The sequence below is a fragment of the Pseudoduganella sp. GW821-FHT05F09 genome (genome assembly GCF_059419605.1).
This window is the reverse complement of sequence record NZ_JBWKSD010000004.1, coordinates 75234-90862: the sequence shown is the minus strand read 5'-3', so window position 1 is coordinate 90862 and position 15629 is coordinate 75234. Positions and strand designations below refer to the sequence as shown.

At 66.0% G+C, this 15629-nt stretch carries 14 protein-coding genes; 5 read left to right on the top strand and 9 right to left on the bottom strand.

Translation table 11 applies throughout. The features are described 5' to 3' along the window. Positions 1-26: 26 nt before the first annotated feature. Positions 27-962: a LysR family transcriptional regulator gene (locus tag AC07S4_RS13890; protein WP_494987217.1), complete on the bottom strand. Its 936-nt coding sequence runs from the start codon at positions 960-962 to the stop codon at positions 27-29. A 117-nt stretch (positions 963-1079) separates the two neighbouring features. Here AC07S4_RS13890 and AC07S4_RS13885 point away from each other — a divergent pair, with 117 nt between their 5' ends. Next, positions 1080-1835 (top strand): SDR family NAD(P)-dependent oxidoreductase, encoded by a 756-nt coding sequence (locus tag AC07S4_RS13885; RefSeq protein ID WP_494987216.1) that lies wholly within the window; start codon positions 1080-1082, stop codon positions 1833-1835. Positions 1836-1841: 6 nt separating this feature from the next. On the opposite strand, the gene AC07S4_RS13880 is transcribed toward AC07S4_RS13885, so the two are convergent. Continuing rightward, a complete protein-coding gene (locus AC07S4_RS13880) occupies positions 1842-2438 on the bottom strand; it encodes a MarC family protein (protein ID WP_161075157.1) in 597 nt (198 codons plus the stop codon). A gap of 78 nt (positions 2439-2516) precedes the next feature. On the opposite strand from AC07S4_RS13880, the gene czcI reads away from it, so the two are divergent. The 4 genes from czcI (at position 2517) to AC07S4_RS13860 (ending at position 8651) form a co-directional block, all read left to right on the top strand. Next, positions 2517-2906, top strand: coding sequence for a cation efflux protein, CzcI family (gene czcI / locus AC07S4_RS13875; RefSeq protein WP_494987215.1), 390 nt, complete (start codon positions 2517-2519; stop codon positions 2904-2906). 93 nt (positions 2907-2999) lie between these two features. Then, positions 3000-4232, top strand: coding sequence for a TolC family protein (locus tag AC07S4_RS13870; protein ID WP_494987214.1), 1233 nt, complete (start codon positions 3000-3002; stop codon positions 4230-4232). Positions 4233-4238: 6 nt separating this feature from the next. Then, positions 4239-5465, top strand: a complete 1227-nt coding sequence (locus tag AC07S4_RS13865; RefSeq protein WP_494987213.1) for an efflux RND transporter periplasmic adaptor subunit — start codon at positions 4239-4241, stop codon at positions 5463-5465. Between the two features lie 18 nt (positions 5466-5483). Then, positions 5484-8651, top strand: coding sequence for an efflux RND transporter permease subunit (locus AC07S4_RS13860; protein ID WP_494987212.1), 3168 nt, complete (start codon positions 5484-5486; stop codon positions 8649-8651). A 65-nt stretch (positions 8652-8716) separates the two neighbouring features. Here the strand turns inward: AC07S4_RS13860 and AC07S4_RS13855 are convergent, their stop codons facing one another. From AC07S4_RS13855 to hfq, 7 genes are all read right to left on the bottom strand, one after another. Continuing rightward, positions 8717-9262 carry a phosphoribosyltransferase gene (locus AC07S4_RS13855; RefSeq protein WP_494987211.1) on the bottom strand — a complete coding sequence of 182 codons (546 nt, stop codon included), beginning with the start codon at positions 9260-9262 and terminating at the stop codon, positions 8717-8719. A 14-nt stretch (positions 9263-9276) separates the two neighbouring features. Continuing rightward, on the bottom strand, positions 9277-10590 hold the full coding sequence (locus AC07S4_RS13850) for an adenylosuccinate synthase (protein WP_494987210.1): 1314 nt from the start codon (positions 10588-10590) through the stop codon (positions 9277-9279). Between the two features lie 4 nt (positions 10591-10594). Further along, on the bottom strand, positions 10595-11764 hold the full coding sequence (locus AC07S4_RS13845; protein WP_494987209.1) for an ATP phosphoribosyltransferase regulatory subunit: 1170 nt from the start codon (positions 11762-11764) through the stop codon (positions 10595-10597). 203 nt (positions 11765-11967) lie between these two features. Further along, positions 11968-12849 carry a protease modulator HflC gene (gene hflC / locus AC07S4_RS13840; RefSeq protein WP_494987208.1) on the bottom strand — a complete coding sequence of 294 codons (882 nt, stop codon included), beginning with the start codon at positions 12847-12849 and terminating at the stop codon, positions 11968-11970. Beyond that, positions 12849-14144 (bottom strand): FtsH protease activity modulator HflK, encoded by a 1296-nt coding sequence (hflK, locus tag AC07S4_RS13835; protein WP_494987207.1) that lies wholly within the window; start codon positions 14142-14144, stop codon positions 12849-12851. The genes hflC and hflK overlap by 1 nt, the downstream gene beginning before the upstream one ends. Position 14145: 1 nt before the next feature. Further along, positions 14146-15327 (bottom strand): GTPase HflX, encoded by a 1182-nt coding sequence (hflX, locus tag AC07S4_RS13830; RefSeq protein WP_494987206.1) that lies wholly within the window; start codon positions 15325-15327, stop codon positions 14146-14148. A 44-nt stretch (positions 15328-15371) separates the two neighbouring features. Further along, positions 15372-15608, bottom strand: a complete 237-nt coding sequence (gene hfq, locus AC07S4_RS13825) for an RNA chaperone Hfq (RefSeq protein ID WP_008450615.1) — start codon at positions 15606-15608, stop codon at positions 15372-15374. Positions 15609-15629: the final 21 nt, after the last annotated feature.

Sequence of the window (15629 nt, the reverse complement as noted above, 5' to 3'; positions counted from 1 at the left end):
TCCTGATTATTTGTAACTATAAAGTTTTAACGAACTCTTTGCCCTGGACGAATCGCCAAACCCGGCGTCGCCGCGAACACGGCGGCGACAAATTCAATGAAGACCGAGGCGCGGTGCGGCAGCAGCCGCTCTGCTGAATAGACCGCGTTCAGCGGCGTCAGGGGCGCGGCGTGCCCGCCCAGCACTCGCTGCAATGGCTGCAATGGCTGCGCTGGCGCGGCTGCGCCGTCCAGGTGCTCCAGCACCATCCACGCCGGGAGATACGCAATGCCCATGCCGTCGAGCGCGGCGCGCCGTATCCCTTCCAGGCTGTTGATGCGCAGGCGCCCGCGCACATGCACCTCCCCGTCCTTGAACGGCCAGCCGCTGCCCGCCAGCAGGGTGTACACGATGCATTCGTGGCGCAGCAATTCGTCCGGATGCTGCGGCGTGCCGTGCCGCGCCAGATAGGCCGGGCTGGCCACGCAGATGCGCTCGGACATGCCCACGCGCCGCGCACGCAGCGCGCTGTCCTTGAGCACCCCGCCCCGGATCGCCACGTCCACGCCTTCCGCCACCAGGTCCACATAGCCGTCGCCGAGGCGCAAATCCAGTTCCACGTCCGGATAGCGCGCCATGAACTCCGGCAGCGCGCCGATGATTTTCTCGATGCCCAGCCCGGCCGGGCAGGCCACGCGCAGCAATCCATGCGGGTTCTGCCCGCCGCGCGCATCGGACTCGGCGCGCGCAATCACGTCCAGCGCTTCGCGGGCCTGGGCGTAGTAGCGCTGTCCTTCCGGCGTGGCCACCAGCTGCCGCGTGGAGCGGTGCAGCAGCCGCGTGCCGAGATCCTGCTCCAGCGAGGCTATGTGGCGGCTCACGTTGGGCTGCCCTATGCCCAGCTCCCGCGCCACGGCGGAAAAGCTGCCGGTTTCCACCGCGCGCACAAAGCAGTGCATCCACAACAATTTATTCATCTTCATCGCAGCTCCCATCCAGCCCATGCAGTCAAAGCATAAATCATATGCCAGTGGCCTGTCTTATCGCCGGCGCGCCTGACCGGCAAACTACACCCATCGAACTCAATTAAAGGAAGCATCATGACGAAGAAACTTGAAGGAAAAGTCGCCGTTGTAACGGGTGGCAGCACCGGCATCGGACTGGCCATGGCCAAGCGTTTTGTCAGCGAAGGCGCGCAGGTCTACATCACCGGCCGCCGCCAGGCGGAGCTGGACGCGGCGGCGGCGGCCATCGGCGGCGGCGCCATCGCTGCCCGCGTTGATTCGTCGGATATGGCACAGCTGCAGGCGCTGTTCGACCGCATCCAGGCGGACCACGGCAAGCTTGACGTCCTGGTGGCCAACGCCGGCGGCGGCTCCCTGCTGCCGCTGGGCCAGATCACCGAAGCGCAGTTCGACGACACTTTCGCGCGCAACGTGAAAGGCACGCTGTTCACGGTGCAGACCGCGCTGCCGCTGCTGGGCAAAGGCTCGTCCGTGATCCTCACCGGCTCCACCGCAGCCAGCGGCGGCACCGAGGCTTTCAGCGTGTACGCCGCCTCCAAGGCCGCCGTGCGCTCTTTCGCCCGCAACTGGATTGTGGACCTGAAAGACCGAGGCATCCGCGTCAACACGCTCAGCCCGGGTCCGATCAAGACGCCCGGCCTGGTGGAGCTGGTAGGCACGGACGCCGCGCAGCAGCAAGGCTTCCTCGACCACCTGGCGTCGACGATACCGATGGGCCGCGTGGGCGACCCGGACGAAGTGGCCAAGGCCGCCGTATTCCTGGCCAGCGACGACGCCAGCTTCGTCACCGGCGTGGAGCTGTTCGTCGACGGCGGCATGCGCCAGATCTGAGCCGGCTTACAGGGTCTTGACGAACTCGCGGATGCCGCCCAACAGCATCTCGATCGACATCGCGGCCAGGATCAAGCCCATGAGGCGCTCGAACGCCGTCATCACCTGCGGGCCGAGCACTTTCTGCAAGCGCTCGGCGCCCAGGAACACGGCCAGCCACACCACCACCACCGCCGCCAGCGCGGCAACATGGATCAGCACTTCGCCCGTGCTGTCGCGCGAGAACAGCAGCACGGTGGCCAGCGCAGAGGGGCCGGCCAGCGCGGGGATGGCGAGCGGCACGATGAATGGTTCGCCACCTTCGTTGCGGCCCAACACGCCGTCCGGATGCGGGAAGATCATGCGGATGGCGATCAGCAGCAGGATCACGCTGCCGGCAATGCGCAGCGACGCTTCCGACAATTGCAGCGCCTGCAGGAAGTGGCGGCCGAAGAACATAAAGATAAGCAGCACCACAAAGGCGATCATGCATTCGCGGATCACGATGCGCGGCCGGCGCGAGGGCGGCACGGGATTGAGCGCGGTGGCGAACAGCGGCACGTTGCCGAACGGGTCGGTCACCAGCAACAGCAGGATAAAGGTCTGGAAAAAATTCTGGGTCATTCGGGGCTTTCTGGAGTGGCTAGCCCGGAGTCTACTACACGGCCAGGGCGCGGCGGAGAATGCTGCTAGAATTGACACATGCGTAAATTGTTCCTGATCCTGCTGCTTGCCATTTTGCCGCTCCAGTATGCCTGGTCTGCGGCTGCGGCCTATTGCGGGCATGAACAGGAACAGAGCCAGCAAAAGCGTTCGCACTTCGGCCACCACTCGCACCAGCACAACGCGCAGGCCGAACCACAGCACGACGGCAACGACAGCAACGGCGGCAACGACGGCAAGCTGCCCGGCAAAGCCAAGGTGCATGCCGACTGCGCGGTCTGCCACCACGCGGTGCAGGCCTCGCTGCTGTCCGGCGCGGCGCCGCCGCCGGATGCCGCAGGCGCATTCTATCCGCCCTCCTCCGTACTCCGCTTCACTTCCCACATAGCCGAAGGGCCGAAAAAGCCCGACTGGCTCCGCGCTGCCTAGCGCGGCGGGACTCTTTCCATTCACTGAAGTCCCGTCGAATTTCTTTTCCCGATTTTGGAGAATTCGATGGTCAAATTCCTTTGGCCGCTAGCCATGGCGACGCTCGTCGCGTCCATGCATGCGGCCGCACAAACACCGGAGCCGCAAACGGCTCTCACCTTGCGGGCCGCGCTGGCGCTGGCCATGCAAGCCCACCCCGGCCTCGCGGCGGCCCGCCATGAAGCCGAGGCGCAGGACGGCGTGGTCATGCAGGCGTCCGCGCGGCCCAACCCCACGCTGTCGTTCGAGCGCGTGGGACGCAGCGGCATCGCAGGCGCTGAAGGCGACGGCGAAAAAACCTGGCAGCTAAACCAGCCGCTGGAACTGGGCGGCAAGCGCGCGGCGCGCGTGGCCGCTGCCGAGCGTGGCCGCGACGTGGCCGGCGCGGCGCTGGAGGCGCAACGCCTGGAGCTGCACGCGGACGTCGTGACAGCTTTCTATGAAGTGCTGGTGGCGCAGGAGCGCCTGCGCCTGGCGCAAGACGGCAGCGAGCTGGCGCAGCGCGCCACGCAAGCGGCCAGCAAGCGGGTTATCGCGGGCAAGGTGTCACCCGTCGATGAGACCAAGGCCAAACTGGCGGAAGCCAATGTGCGGCTGGAGCAGTCCAGCGCGGCGTCGGCGCTGGCCTCGGCGCGCTCGCGTCTCGCGGCGCACTGGCTGCAGCCCGCAGCGGCGGACTTCGGGCCGGCGGAAGGCGATATCGGCATGCTGCCGGAGCCGCCGTCCGCAGCGGCGATGGCAAGCTGGCGCGCGCAATCGCCGGCGCTGATACCGGCGCGGTTGGAAGTGGAACGGCGCAAGGCCGTCTCCAGGCTGGAACTGGCGAACCGCGCGCCGGACCTGACCGTGAGCCTGGGCAGCAAGCGCATGGCCGATCCCTCGCGCAGCCAGACGGTGGTGGGCCTGTCCCTGCCGCTGCCGCTGTTCGACCGCAACCAGGGCAATGTGCTGGCCGCACAGCGGCAGGCCGACAAGGCGGGCGCCGAACTGGCCACAGCGGCCATGCGGCTGGAGTCCGAGCTGGCGCAGTCGGTGCAGGAGCTGCGCGCGGCGCGGCAGGCGCTGGAGATGCTGCGCAATGACATCCTGCCCGCAGCGCAGCAGGCCAGCGAGGCCGCCCGCAAAGGCTTCGAATACGGCAAGCACAACTTCATCGACGTGCTCGACGCGCAGCGCACGCTGCTGCAGGCGCGCGCGCAATACCTGTCCGCGCTGTCGGACGGGCACCGCGCCACTGCCGCCATCGAACGCATCCTCGGCCATACCGCGCCGAACAACGAACACTGAACCGCCATGAAATTCACCAACAACCCAAGCAAAAAACAAACCATCGCCATCGCGGCCATCGTGCTGTGCGGCGCCGCGCTTGCCGCATTCATACTGCGTCCCGGCGCGCAGCCAGCCGCGCCGCAGGAGGCGGTACATAGCGAAAAACAAGGCGAAGCAGCCCACGCGGAGCACGCGGACGAAGCGCCGCAAGCCGCCTTCAGCGACGCGCAAATCAAGACCGCCGCCATCACCCTGGCGGTCGCTGGACCGGCGCCGATCGCGCCTTCCATCGCGCTGGCGGGAGAAATCCGCTACGACGGCGACCGCACCGCGCACGTGGTGCCGCGCCTGGCGGGCATGGTGGAGCGCGTGAACGCGGAGCTGGGCCAGCAGGTGAAAAAGGGGCAGGTGCTGGCGGTGCTGTCCAGCCGTGAACTGTCCGACCTGCGCAGCGAGCTGCTGTCGGCCCGCCAGCGCCAGTCGCTGGCGCAAACGCTGCTGGCGCGCGAACGCAAGCTGTGGGAGGAGCGCATCTCGGCCGAGCAGGATTATCTGCAAGCGCAGCAGCATGCCAATGAGGCCGGCATCGCCGCGCGCAATGCGCAGCAAAAGCTGGACGCGCTGGGCGCGAGCGCCCTGCCCGGCTCCGGCCCCCTGAACAGCTACGAAGTGCGCGCGCCGTTTGACGGCACCGTGCTGGAAAAGCATATCGCCGCCGGCGAAGCGGTGAAGGAGGACGCCAACATCTTCACCCTGTCCGACCTGTCCAGCGTGTGGGCGGAGTTCGCCGTCACGGCGCCCCATCTCGACACGGTGCGCGTGGGCCAGCCCGCCTCGGTGCAATCGGTTTCTTCCGGCGCCAGCGCCATCGGCACGGTGGCCTACGTGGGCGCGCTGCTGGGCGAGCAGACGCGCGCCGCCACCGCGCGCATACGGCTGAAGAATCCCGGCGCCGCCTGGCGTCCCGGCCTGTTCGTCAACGTCAGCGTGTTCCCGCCTGCGGCCAACGGCTCGACGGCGGCGGTGGCCGTGGCGGTGCGCGGCAGCGCGGTGCATACGCTGGACGGCAAGGCCACGGTATTCGTGCGCACGCCGTCCGGCTTCGCGGCGCGCACGGTCGCGCTGGGCCGCAGCGACGGCAAGCTGGTGGAGGTGCTGTCCGGCCTCGCGGCGGGCACGCAGTACGCGGCGGACGGCAGCTTCGCCATCAAGGCCGAACTGGGCAAGTCCGGCAATGAACACGCCCACTGACGCGAAAGGCCGACCATCATGTTTGAACGATTGATACGCGCGTCCATCGCGCAGCGCTGGCTGGTGATGCTGCTGGTGCTGGGCATGGCCATCCTTGGCGTCTACAACTACCAGCGCCTGCCCGTCGACGCGGTCCCCGACATCACCAACGTGCAGGTGCAGATCAACACCGCCGCCCCCGGCTACTCGCCGCTGGAAACCGAACAGCGCATCTCGCTGCCGCTGGAGACGGCGATGGCGGGCCTGCCGCAGCTGGACCAGACCCGCTCCCTGTCGCGCTACGGCCTGTCGCAGATCACCGTCACCTTCAAGGACGGCACCGACATCTACTTCGCTCGCCAGTTGGTGAACGAGCGCTTGCAGGAAACGCGCGCGCGGCTGCCCAAGGACGTCTTCCCGGCGCTCGGCCCCGTGTCGACCGGGCTGGGAGAAATCTACCTGTGGACGGTGGAGACCAGGGAAGGCGCGAAGAAGCCGGATGGCACGCCCTACACGCCGACCGACCTGCGCGACATCCAGGACTGGATCATCAAGCCGCAGTTGCGCACCGTGCCCGGCGTGACCGAGATCAATTCCATCGGCGGCTATGTGCGCGAGTACCAGGTGGCGCCGCATCCGGACAAACTGGCCTCATACGGCCTGGGCGTGCGCGACGTGGTGGCCGCGCTGGAGCGCAACAACGGCAGCACCGGCGCCGGCTACATCGAGCGCAACGGCGAGCAGCTGCTGGTGCGCGTGCCCGGCCAGCTCGCCACGCGCGACGATATCGCCAACGTGGTGCTCACCAGCGCGGACGGCATACCGGTGCGCGTGCGCGACATCGGCGAGGTGCTGGAGGGCCGCGAGCTGCGCACCGGCGCCGCCACTGAGAACGGCCGCGAGGTGGTGCTGGGCACGGTGTTCATGCTGATAGGCCAGAACAGCCGTACCGTGTCGCGCGCGGTGGATGCGCGCATGGAGCAGATCAACCGCAGCCTGCCCGCAGGCGTACACGCCGTCACCGTGTACGACCGCACCACGCTGGTGGACAAGGCCATCGCCACGGTGCGCACCAATCTGCTGGAAGGCGCGGTGCTGGTGGTTGCGGTGCTGTTCGCCTTCCTGGGCAACCTGCGCGCCGCGCTGATCACGGCCATGGTGATCCCGCTGTCCATGCTGTTCACCTTCACCGGCATGGTGTCGTACAAGGTGAGCGCCAACCTGCTCAGCCTGGGCGCGCTGGACTTCGGCATTATTGTCGATGGCGCGGTGGTCATCGTGGAGAACTGCGTGCGGCGGCTGGCGCACGCGCAGGCCGCGCTGGGGCGGCCGCTCACGCGCAGCGAACGCATGGACGAGGTGTTCGCCGCCGCGCGCGAGGCGCGCCGTCCGCTGCTGTTCGGGCAGCTCATCATCATGGCCGTGTACGTGCCCATCTTCGCTTTCAGCGGCGTGGAGGGGCGCATGTTCCATCCCATGGCGCTGACGGTGGTGATTGCGCTGTTCGGCGCCATGGTGCTGTCCATGACCTTTGTGCCGGCCGCCGTGGCGCTGTTCATCGGCGAGCGCGTGAGCGAGAAGGAGAACGCCGTCATGCGCGCGGCGGCGCGCTGGTATGCGCCGGTGCTGGACCTGTCCCTGGCCAACAAGCCGGTGGTGCTGGCCTTCGCGGCGGTGGCGGTTCTGCTGTCCGCGCTGCTGGCCTCGCGCATGGGCAGCGAGTTCGTGCCCAGCCTGGACGAAGGCGACATCGCGCTGCAGACGCTGCGCATTCCCGGCACCAGCCTGACGCAATCGGTGACGATGCAGCAGCAGCTGGAGCGCAAGCTGCTGCAGGAATTTCCCGAGATCGAGCGCGTGTTCGCGCGCATCGGCACGGCGGAAGTGGCGTCCGATCCCATGCCGCCAAACAGCGCGGACGGCTTCATCATGTTCAAGCCGCGCGACCAGTGGCCCAAGCCGCGCAAGACGCGCGAGCAATTGGAGGCGGCCATCCGCGCCAGCGTGGAGCAGCTGCCCGGCAACAGCTACGAGTTCTCGCAGCCCATCCAGCTGCGCTTCAACGAGCTGATTTCCGGCGTGCGCAGCGACGTGGCGGTGAAGGTGTTCGGCGACGATATGGCGGTGCTGAACGAGACTGCGGAACGGATTTCGGCGGTGCTGGAAAAGGTTGCGGGCGCGAGCGAGGTGAAGGTCGAGCAGACCAGCGGCCTGCCGGTGCTCACGGTGAATATCGACCGCGCAAGGCTGGCGCGGTACGGACTCAATTCGGCCGAGGTGCAGGAGACCGTGGCGGCGGCCGTGGGCGGGCAGCAGGCGGGCGATGTGTTCCAGGGCGACCGGCGCTTCGATATCGTGGTGCGCCTGCCCGAGCAGATGCGCGGCGACCTGGATGCGATACGGCGCCTGCCGATTGCGCTCCCTGCACAGGCGCGCGGCGCGGCGGGCGGCAACACTGCCGGCGCGGGCGGCTTCATTCCGCTGGGCGAAGTCGCCACGCTGGAGGTGGCGCCGGGGCCGAACCAGGTCAGCCGGGAACAGGGCAAGCGGCGCGTGGTGGTCAGCGCGAACGTGCGCGGACGCGACATCGGCTCGTTCGTGGCGGAGGCCGAGAAAGCCATACAGCAGCAGGTGAAGCTGCCGCCGGCCTACTGGATCACTTGGGGCGGACAGTTCGAGCAGCTGCAGTCTGCCGTGGACCGTTTGAAGCTGGTGGTGCCGGCCGCGCTGCTGGTGGTGCTGGCGCTGCTGTTCGCCATGTTCGGCAACCTGAAGGACGGCCTGCTGGTGTTCAGCGGCATACCGTTCGCGCTCACCGGCGGCATCGCGGCGCTGGCACTGCGCGGACTGCCGCTGTCGATATCGGCGGCGGTGGGGTTTATTGCGCTGTCCGGCGTGGCCGTGCTTAACGGGCTGGTGCTGATTTCGTTCATCCGCAGCTTGCGCGAGCAAGGCAGGCCTCTGGACGAGGCGATACGGGAAGGCGCGCTGGGCAGGCTCAGGCCGGTGCTGATGACGGCGCTGGTGGCCGCGCTGGGCTTCGTGCCGATGGCGCTGGCCGCCGGCACCGGGGCCGAGGTGCAGCGGCCGCTGGCCACGGTGGTGATCGGCGGCATTCTGTCGTCCACCGTGCTGACCATGCTGGTGCTGCCGATGCTGTACCGGCTCGCACATGGCGGGTTTGGCGGGTTACGCGCTACGCGCTAACCCGCCGATACGCGGCGCAAAAAAAAAGCGGCCCGGAGGCCGCTTTGTGCGATGCGCGCGCGAACTTACTTCGACGCTTCGCCTTTCTTGATCCACGCCGACAGCTGGTGCGGGCGGATGCCGTCGTAGTCTTCGAACGGCTGGTGGATCCATGGGTTGTGCGGCAGTTCTTCCATCTGGTAGTCCGGACGGAACGCCGAGCTGCCCTTGGTCCAGATCACGGCCGATTTCACCTCGGTCACGCCTTCGAAGTTTTCCTTCAAATGCTGCATGACTTTGATCAGCGTGACGCCCGAATCGGCCAGGTCGTCGACCAGCAGGATGCGGCCGGACAGCGGGCCCTTGGTCATCGTCATGTACTTGGCGATGTCCAGGTCACCCTGCACGGTGCCCTTGTCGGCACGGTAGGAACTGGTCGACAGGATGGCCAGCGGCACGTCGAAAATACGCGAGAATACGTCGCCGGGACGCACGCCGCCGCGCGCCAGGCACAGGACCATGTCGAACTTCCAGCCCGATTCATGCACCTTGAGCGCCAGGCGCTCGATCAGGCGGTGGTATTCATCCCAGGACACCCACAGGTGCTTGTCGTCGGATTGAGGGGTGCTCATTTATTCTATCCTTCTTACTCGTACGGATGGCGCAGTACGATGGTCTCTTCGCGGTCAGGACCGGTCGATACCATATCCACTGGCACGCCAACCAGTTCTTCGATGCGCTTGATGTAAGCGCGCGCGTTTGCAGGCAGCGCGGCCAGCGATTTAGCGCCGACAGTGCTTTCGCTCCAGCCTGGCATCTCTTCATAGATGGGCTGGCAGCGGCCTGCGTCCTCTGCGCCGACCGGGAAGATGTCCACGGTGCGGCCGTCCAGCGTGTAGCTGGTGCAGATTTTGATGGTTTCCAGGCCGTCCATGACGTCCAGCTTGGTGATGCACATGCCGGACACGCCGTTGATCTGGACCGAGCGGCGCAGCAGCGCGGCGTCGAACCAGCCGCAGCGGCGGGCGCGGCCCGTCACGGTGCCGAACTCGTGGCCGACCGACGACAGGTGGTGGCCAACGCCGGCATCGGTAGGCAGTTCCGAAGGGAACGGGCCGGAGCCGACGCGGGTGGTGTAGGCCTTGGTGATGCCCAGGATGTAGTGCAGCATGCCAGGACCGACGCCGGCGCCGGCGGCGGCGTTACCGGCCACGCAGTTCGACGAGGTGACGAACGGGTAGGTGCCGTGGTCCACGTCCAGCAGCGAGCCTTGCGCGCCTTCGAACAGCAGGTTGCCGCCGGCCTTGTGCGCGGCGTACAGGGCGCTCGACACGTCGGCCACCATCGGGCGCAGGCGCGGCACGTAGGCCAGCGCGTCGTCCAGGGTCTTCTGGTAGTCGATCTTCGGTGCTTTCAGATAGTTTTCCAGCACGAAGTTGTGGTAGTCCAGGTTCTCTTTCAGCTTCTCTGCGAAACGCTCTTCGTTCAGCAGGTCGGCGATACGGATGGCGCGGCGCGCTACCTTGTCTTCGTAGGCAGGGCCGATGCCCTTGCCGGTGGTGCCGATCTTGGCGGCGCCACGGGCCGCTTCACGGGCCGCGTCGAGGGCGCTGTGGTACGGCAGGATGACCGGGCAAGCCTCGGAGATCTTCAGGCGCGAAGCGACTTCCACGCCGACCGCTTCCAGCTTGTCGATTTCGCGCAGCACGTCCGGCACCGACACCACCACACCGTTGCCGATGTAGCAGGCCACGCCTGGACGCATGATGCCCGACGGGATCAGCTGCAGCGCGGTCTTCACGCCGCCGATGACCAGCGTGTGGCCGGCGTTGTGGCCGCCCTGGAAACGCACCACGCCCTGGGCGTGATCAGTCAGCCAATCAACGATTTTACCTTTGCCTTCATCGCCCCATTGGGTGCCGATGACAACCACGTTCTTTGCCATATTTTTTTTCGACATCGTACTAACCTAAGTTTTTAAGAATCCAGTTGCTACCACTATCGTCGAGCACCAGCGCGCGGTCGCACTCGAACTCGTCCTGTTCATTGCTGTGACCCGGCAAACTCTGGATCACCACTTCGCCGGCCTTGCGCAGTTCGGCGATTTTATCCTTCAATTCAGGCGCATTGCCCCACGGCGCGCGGATCGAGTGCTTGCGCTCGGCCGTGGGCAGCAGGCGCGCCAGTTCGCGCAAATCCATCGAGAAGCCGGTGGCGGGACGGGCCCGGCCAAACGCTTCGCCAACGTGGTCGTAACGGCCGCCGCGCAGCACCGCGTTCGGCAGGCCGGGCACGTAGATGGCGAACATGGCGCCGCTCTCGTACTGGTAGCCGCGCAGATCGGCCAGGTCGACCGCCACTTCGCGGCCGATGGCGGCATTGTCCGCCGTCGCGGCCAGCGCGGCCAGTTCGGCCAGCGCCTTGGCGATGCCCGGCAGGTCCGGCAGCACCTCGCGGGCGCGCTTGAGCACGTCCACGTCGCCGTACAGGTTCGGCAGGGCCAGCAGCGCGGAGCGTACCAGCGGGCTGTAATTGGCGGTCTGGGCTTCCAGGCCCGGCACGTCCTTGGCGCGCAGCAGCAGGTACAGCGCCGCTTCGTCCTTGGCCGCGTTGGCGTCCTCGGCCAGGATGGCGCGCAGCACGCCCACGTGCGACAGGTCCAGGCGCACGTCGGTGAAGCCGGCCAGCGCCAGGGAGGCCAAGGCCAGTTCCTGGATCTCGGCGTCCGCTTCCAGGCCGGCGTGGCCGTAGATTTCGGCGCCGATCTGCAGCGGCTCGCGGGTGGTGTGCAGGCCCGAAGGACGGGTATGCAGCACGCTGCCGGCGTAGCACAGGCGGGTGACGGTGGCGCGGTTGAGCAGGTGGGCGTCGATACGGGCCACTTGCGTGGTCATGTCGGCGCGCAGGCCCAGCATGCGGCCGGAAATCTGGTCCACCAGCTTGAAGGTGCGCAGCTCGGTGTCCTGGCCTGCGCCGGTCATCAGGGACTCGACGTATTCCAGCAGCGGCGGCATCACGAGTTCGTAGCCGTACAGCCGGAAGTTATCCAGCATCAGGCGGCGCAATTCTTCAATCTTGCGCGCTTCGGACGGCAGTACGTCCGCAATATGTTCGGGCAATAGCCAATTCGGCATGGGGAAAACCGGCAACGGTGTTGTTGAGATATCGATCATGCGCCCACAGGACGCACACGGCAATCGGAGGGCCGAACCGCATATTTTACGCGAAAATGCAGATCGATGGAAATAAAAGCTCGCCAATTGGCGGCTTGACAATCTTAAAGCAATGAAAAGGGGCCGGCCCTGTTACGGGTCCGGCCCCTGCGCACGCTGCGGGATTACTTCTTGCCGTCGCCGCCCGCGCCCTTGAAGTACTTGAAGAACTCCGAGTTCGGGTCCAGCACCAGCACGTCGCTGCGATTCTTGAACGATTCGCGGTAGGCGCTCAGGCTGCGGTAGAACTTGTAGAACTCCGGATTGCGGCCAAAGGCGTCGGCGTAGATCTGGCTGGCCTTGGCGTCGCCCTCGCCCTTGATGGTCTCGGCGGCGCGGTAGGCTTCGGCCAAGATCACGGTGCGCTGGCGGTCGGCGTCGGCGCGGATCTTCTCCGAGTCGGCGGTGCCGGTGGAACGCAGTTCGTTGGCCACGCGCACGCGCTCGGCCTTCATGCGCTCGTACACGGAGTTGTTGATCTGCTCCACGTAGTCCACGCGCTTCAGGCGCACGTCGATGATCTCGACGCCGATCTGCTTGGCTTCCACGATGACCTTGGTGCGGATCGCTTCCATGACCTTGCCGCGCTGGCCGGAAATCACTTCGCGCACGGTGCGCTTGGTGATCTCGTCGTTCAGCGCCGCTTTCACGATCTGCGACATGCGGTCGCGCGCGCGGCTCTCGTCGCCGCCAAAGGAGACGAAGTACAAGCGCGGCTCGACGATGCGCCATTTGACGAAGGCGTCCACCAGGATGTTCATCTTCTCGGCCGTGATGAAACGGTCGGCGTCCGGCGAATCGATGGTCATGATGCGCTTGTCCAGGTAGAGCACGTTCTGGAACGGCGGCGGCAGCTTGAAGTGCAGGCCGGGCTCGCTGATCACCTGCTTGACTTCACCCAGCGCGAACACGATGGCGTACTTGCGCTGGTCGACCACGAACACGGTGGAGGACAACAGCATCAGGGCGACGAAGCCGCTGATCAGGATGGTAACTATGCGATTCATTAACGGCTCTCCCGATCACGTGAGGACTCGCGCGAACGGCTGTCGCGCGAGCGGCTGACTTCCGGCGGCGGCAGGCCGTCCGACGGCAGCATCACGGCGGTGGGCGGCGGCGGCGTGGCGTTCGCTTTCGCGGCGGCGTCGCTGGCGGCGGCCTGGGCGATGAGTTTATCCAGCGGCAGATACAGCAGGTTGTTGCCTGCGCGCGAATCGATCATCACCTTGCTGGTGCTGGAGAAGATCTGCTGCATGGTGTCGAGGTACATGCGGTCGCGGGTCACGCCCGGCGCCTTGGCGTACTCGGATTGCACCGACTTGAAGCGCGCGGCGTTACCTTCGGCGTTCTCCACCACTTGCGAGCGGTAGGCTTCGGCGTCCTGGGTCAGGCGCGACGCGGCGCCGCGCGACTCGGGGATCACCTTGTTGGCGTAGGCCTGGCCTTCGTTCTTCAGGCGTTCGCGGTCCTGGCCGGCCTTGACGGCGTCGTCGAAGGCGGCTTGCACCTGCTCCGGCGGCTGCACGCCCTGCATGGTCACGTTGGTGATCTGCGCGCCGGTGGCGTAGCGGTCCAGGATCTGCTGCATCAGCTGCTGGGTTTCGAACGCCACTTTCTCGCGGCCCTCGTACAGCACGAAGTCCATCTTGCTCTTGCCGACGATTTCGCGGATCGCGGTCTCGGCCACCTGCATCACGGTTTCTTCCGGATTGGTGTTGCTGGTGATCCAGGCGACCGGGTTCTTCAGCGTGTACTGCACGGCGAACTGGATGTCGATAATGTTTTCGTCGTCGGTCAGCATCAGCGACTCGCGCGGCTGCTTGTTCTTGACGTTGTTGCGGTAGCCCACTTCCACCGTGCGCACCTGCGACACGTTGACGGTGACGTCGCTCTGGAAGGGATAAGGCCAGCGCCAGTTCAGGCCGGCAGGCGTGACGTGCGAGACCTTGCCGAAGGTGAACACCACCCCGGTCTGGCCTTCCTGCACGATGAAGGCGCCGCTGGCCAGCCACACCAGCGCGGCGATCGCACCGACCGCGCCTATGGTGAAGCCGGCGCCGCGCATGTCGCCGCCACTGCCGCCGCCACCGCCGCTGCCGCCGTTGTTATTCCGTTTCTGGCCGAACAAGCCGTTCAGGCGCTGATTGAAATCGCGCCACAGCTGGTCCAGGTCCGGCGGACCTTCACCGGGTTTCTTGCCTTCTTGGGCCTGCTTGTTGCCGTCCTTCTTGTCCGCCCCCCAGCGAGGGTCGTTCAGGTTCAGCTTCAAGCCTATTCTTTTTTTTAAGGAGGAGAAAGGCATGCTAATGAGATCCAACTTGGGTGGAAGTGGAATGGCCTTCGGAGCCGGAATCGCCGTCTACATCCAGCAGATCCTCGTCTTCCTCGGGCGCCTGGTACAGATAAGCCTTGCCGGGTGCGGCCTTGGCCGCTTCGGTGATGGCACTGCGCAGCAGGTCCAGGCCTGCGCCGGTGCGTGCACTGGTGAAAACGCGAGAAATTTTATCATATTCATCACGCTCGACCGCCGGCTCCAGGCCGGCCGCGTCGATCTTGTTCCACACCAGGATCTGCGGAATATGGTCGGCGCCGATTTCGCGCAGCACCAGGTTCACCTGCTCGATCTGCTCCATGCGCACCGGACTGGCGGCGTCCACCACGTGCAGCAGCAGGTCGGCGTGGATGGTTTCCTCCAGCGTGGCGCGGAATGCCGCCACCAGCTGGTGCGGCAGTTCCCGCACGAAACCAACCGTATCCGAAATCACCACATTGCCCACTTCCTCGCCCATGTAGACACGGCGCGAGGTGGTGTCCAGCGTGGCGAACAGCTGGTCGGCCACGTAGACGCCGGCCTTGGTCATGGCGTTGAACAGCGTGGACTTGCCGGCGTTGGTATAGCCGACCAGGGACACGGAAAACGTCTGGCTGCGGCCGCGCGAACGGCGCTGGGTCTCGTGCTGCTTGCGCAGCTTGGCCAGGCGCGCGCGCAGCGCCTTGACGCGCTCGCCGATCAGGCGGCGGTCGGTCTCGAGCTGGGTTTCACCGGGACCGCGCAGGCCGATACCGCCCTTTTGCCGTTCCAGGTGGGTCCAGCCGCGTATCAGCCGCGTGGCCAGGTGCTGCAGCTGCGCCAGCTCCACCTGCAGCTTGCCCTCGTGGCTCTGCGCGCGCTGCGCGAAGATGTCGAGGATCAGGCTGGTACGGTCGAGCACGCGCACCTGCAGGCGCTTTTCCAGGTTGCGCTGCTGCGCGGGAGACAGGGCGTGATTGAAGATGACGATCTCAAGCTTGAGATCCTGGACGGCCAAGCCGATCTCGTCGGCCTTGCCGCTGCCGACGAAATATGCCGCGTCCGGACTGGAGCGTTTGCCGGTAATCGTGGTGACCGGGTCTGCTCCCGCCGAACGGGCAAGCAGCATCAGTTCCTCGACGCTGGCGGCAAAATCGCCCTGACCGAAGTCTACCCCGACTAAAGCTGCGCGCATGCGACCGCCAGGCAAGGTGGGAGGCGAAGATTAAAGCTCAATGATTATTCCGCTTCGGATTCGATGTTCAGGTTCACGGCGCGGGCCGGCACCACGGTCGAAATGGCGTGCTTGTACACCATCTGGGTCACGGTATTGCGCAGCAATACCACGTATTGGTCGAACGATTCGATATGGCCCTGCAGCTTGATACCGTTGACCAGGTAGATCGAGACAGGAACGTGTTCCTTGCGCAATGCGTTCAGGAATGGGTCTTGTAACAGTTGCCCTTTGTTGCTCATAACAGCTCCGTTTTATGTTGT

Coding starts and splice junctions, on each gene's coding strand:
- AC07S4_RS13890 (WP_494987217.1), bottom strand. CDS start 962: ATGAAGATGAATAAATTGTTGTGGATGCACTGCTTTGTGCGCGCGGTG.
- AC07S4_RS13885 (WP_494987216.1), top strand. CDS start 1,080: ATGACGAAGAAACTTGAAGGAAAAGTCGCCGTTGTAACGGGTGGCAGC.
- AC07S4_RS13880 (WP_161075157.1), bottom strand. CDS start 2,438: ATGACCCAGAATTTTTTCCAGACCTTTATCCTGCTGTTGCTGGTGACC.
- czcI (WP_494987215.1), top strand. CDS start 2,517: ATGCGTAAATTGTTCCTGATCCTGCTGCTTGCCATTTTGCCGCTCCAG.
- AC07S4_RS13870 (WP_494987214.1), top strand. CDS start 3,000: ATGGCGACGCTCGTCGCGTCCATGCATGCGGCCGCACAAACACCGGAG.
- AC07S4_RS13865 (WP_494987213.1), top strand. CDS start 4,239: ATGAAATTCACCAACAACCCAAGCAAAAAACAAACCATCGCCATCGCG.
- AC07S4_RS13860 (WP_494987212.1), top strand. CDS start 5,484: ATGTTTGAACGATTGATACGCGCGTCCATCGCGCAGCGCTGGCTGGTG.
- AC07S4_RS13855 (WP_494987211.1), bottom strand. CDS start 9,262: ATGAGCACCCCTCAATCCGACGACAAGCACCTGTGGGTGTCCTGGGAT.
- AC07S4_RS13850 (WP_494987210.1), bottom strand. CDS start 10,590: ATGTCGAAAAAAAATATGGCAAAGAACGTGGTTGTCATCGGCACCCAA.
- AC07S4_RS13845 (WP_494987209.1), bottom strand. CDS start 11,764: ATGCCGAATTGGCTATTGCCCGAACATATTGCGGACGTACTGCCGTCC.
- hflC (WP_494987208.1), bottom strand. CDS start 12,849: ATGAATCGCATAGTTACCATCCTGATCAGCGGCTTCGTCGCCCTGATG.
- hflK (WP_494987207.1), bottom strand. CDS start 14,144: ATGCCTTTCTCCTCCTTAAAAAAAAGAATAGGCTTGAAGCTGAACCTG.
- hflX (WP_494987206.1), bottom strand. CDS start 15,327: ATGCGCGCAGCTTTAGTCGGGGTAGACTTCGGTCAGGGCGATTTTGCC.
- hfq (WP_008450615.1), bottom strand. CDS start 15,608: ATGAGCAACAAAGGGCAACTGTTACAAGACCCATTCCTGAACGCATTG.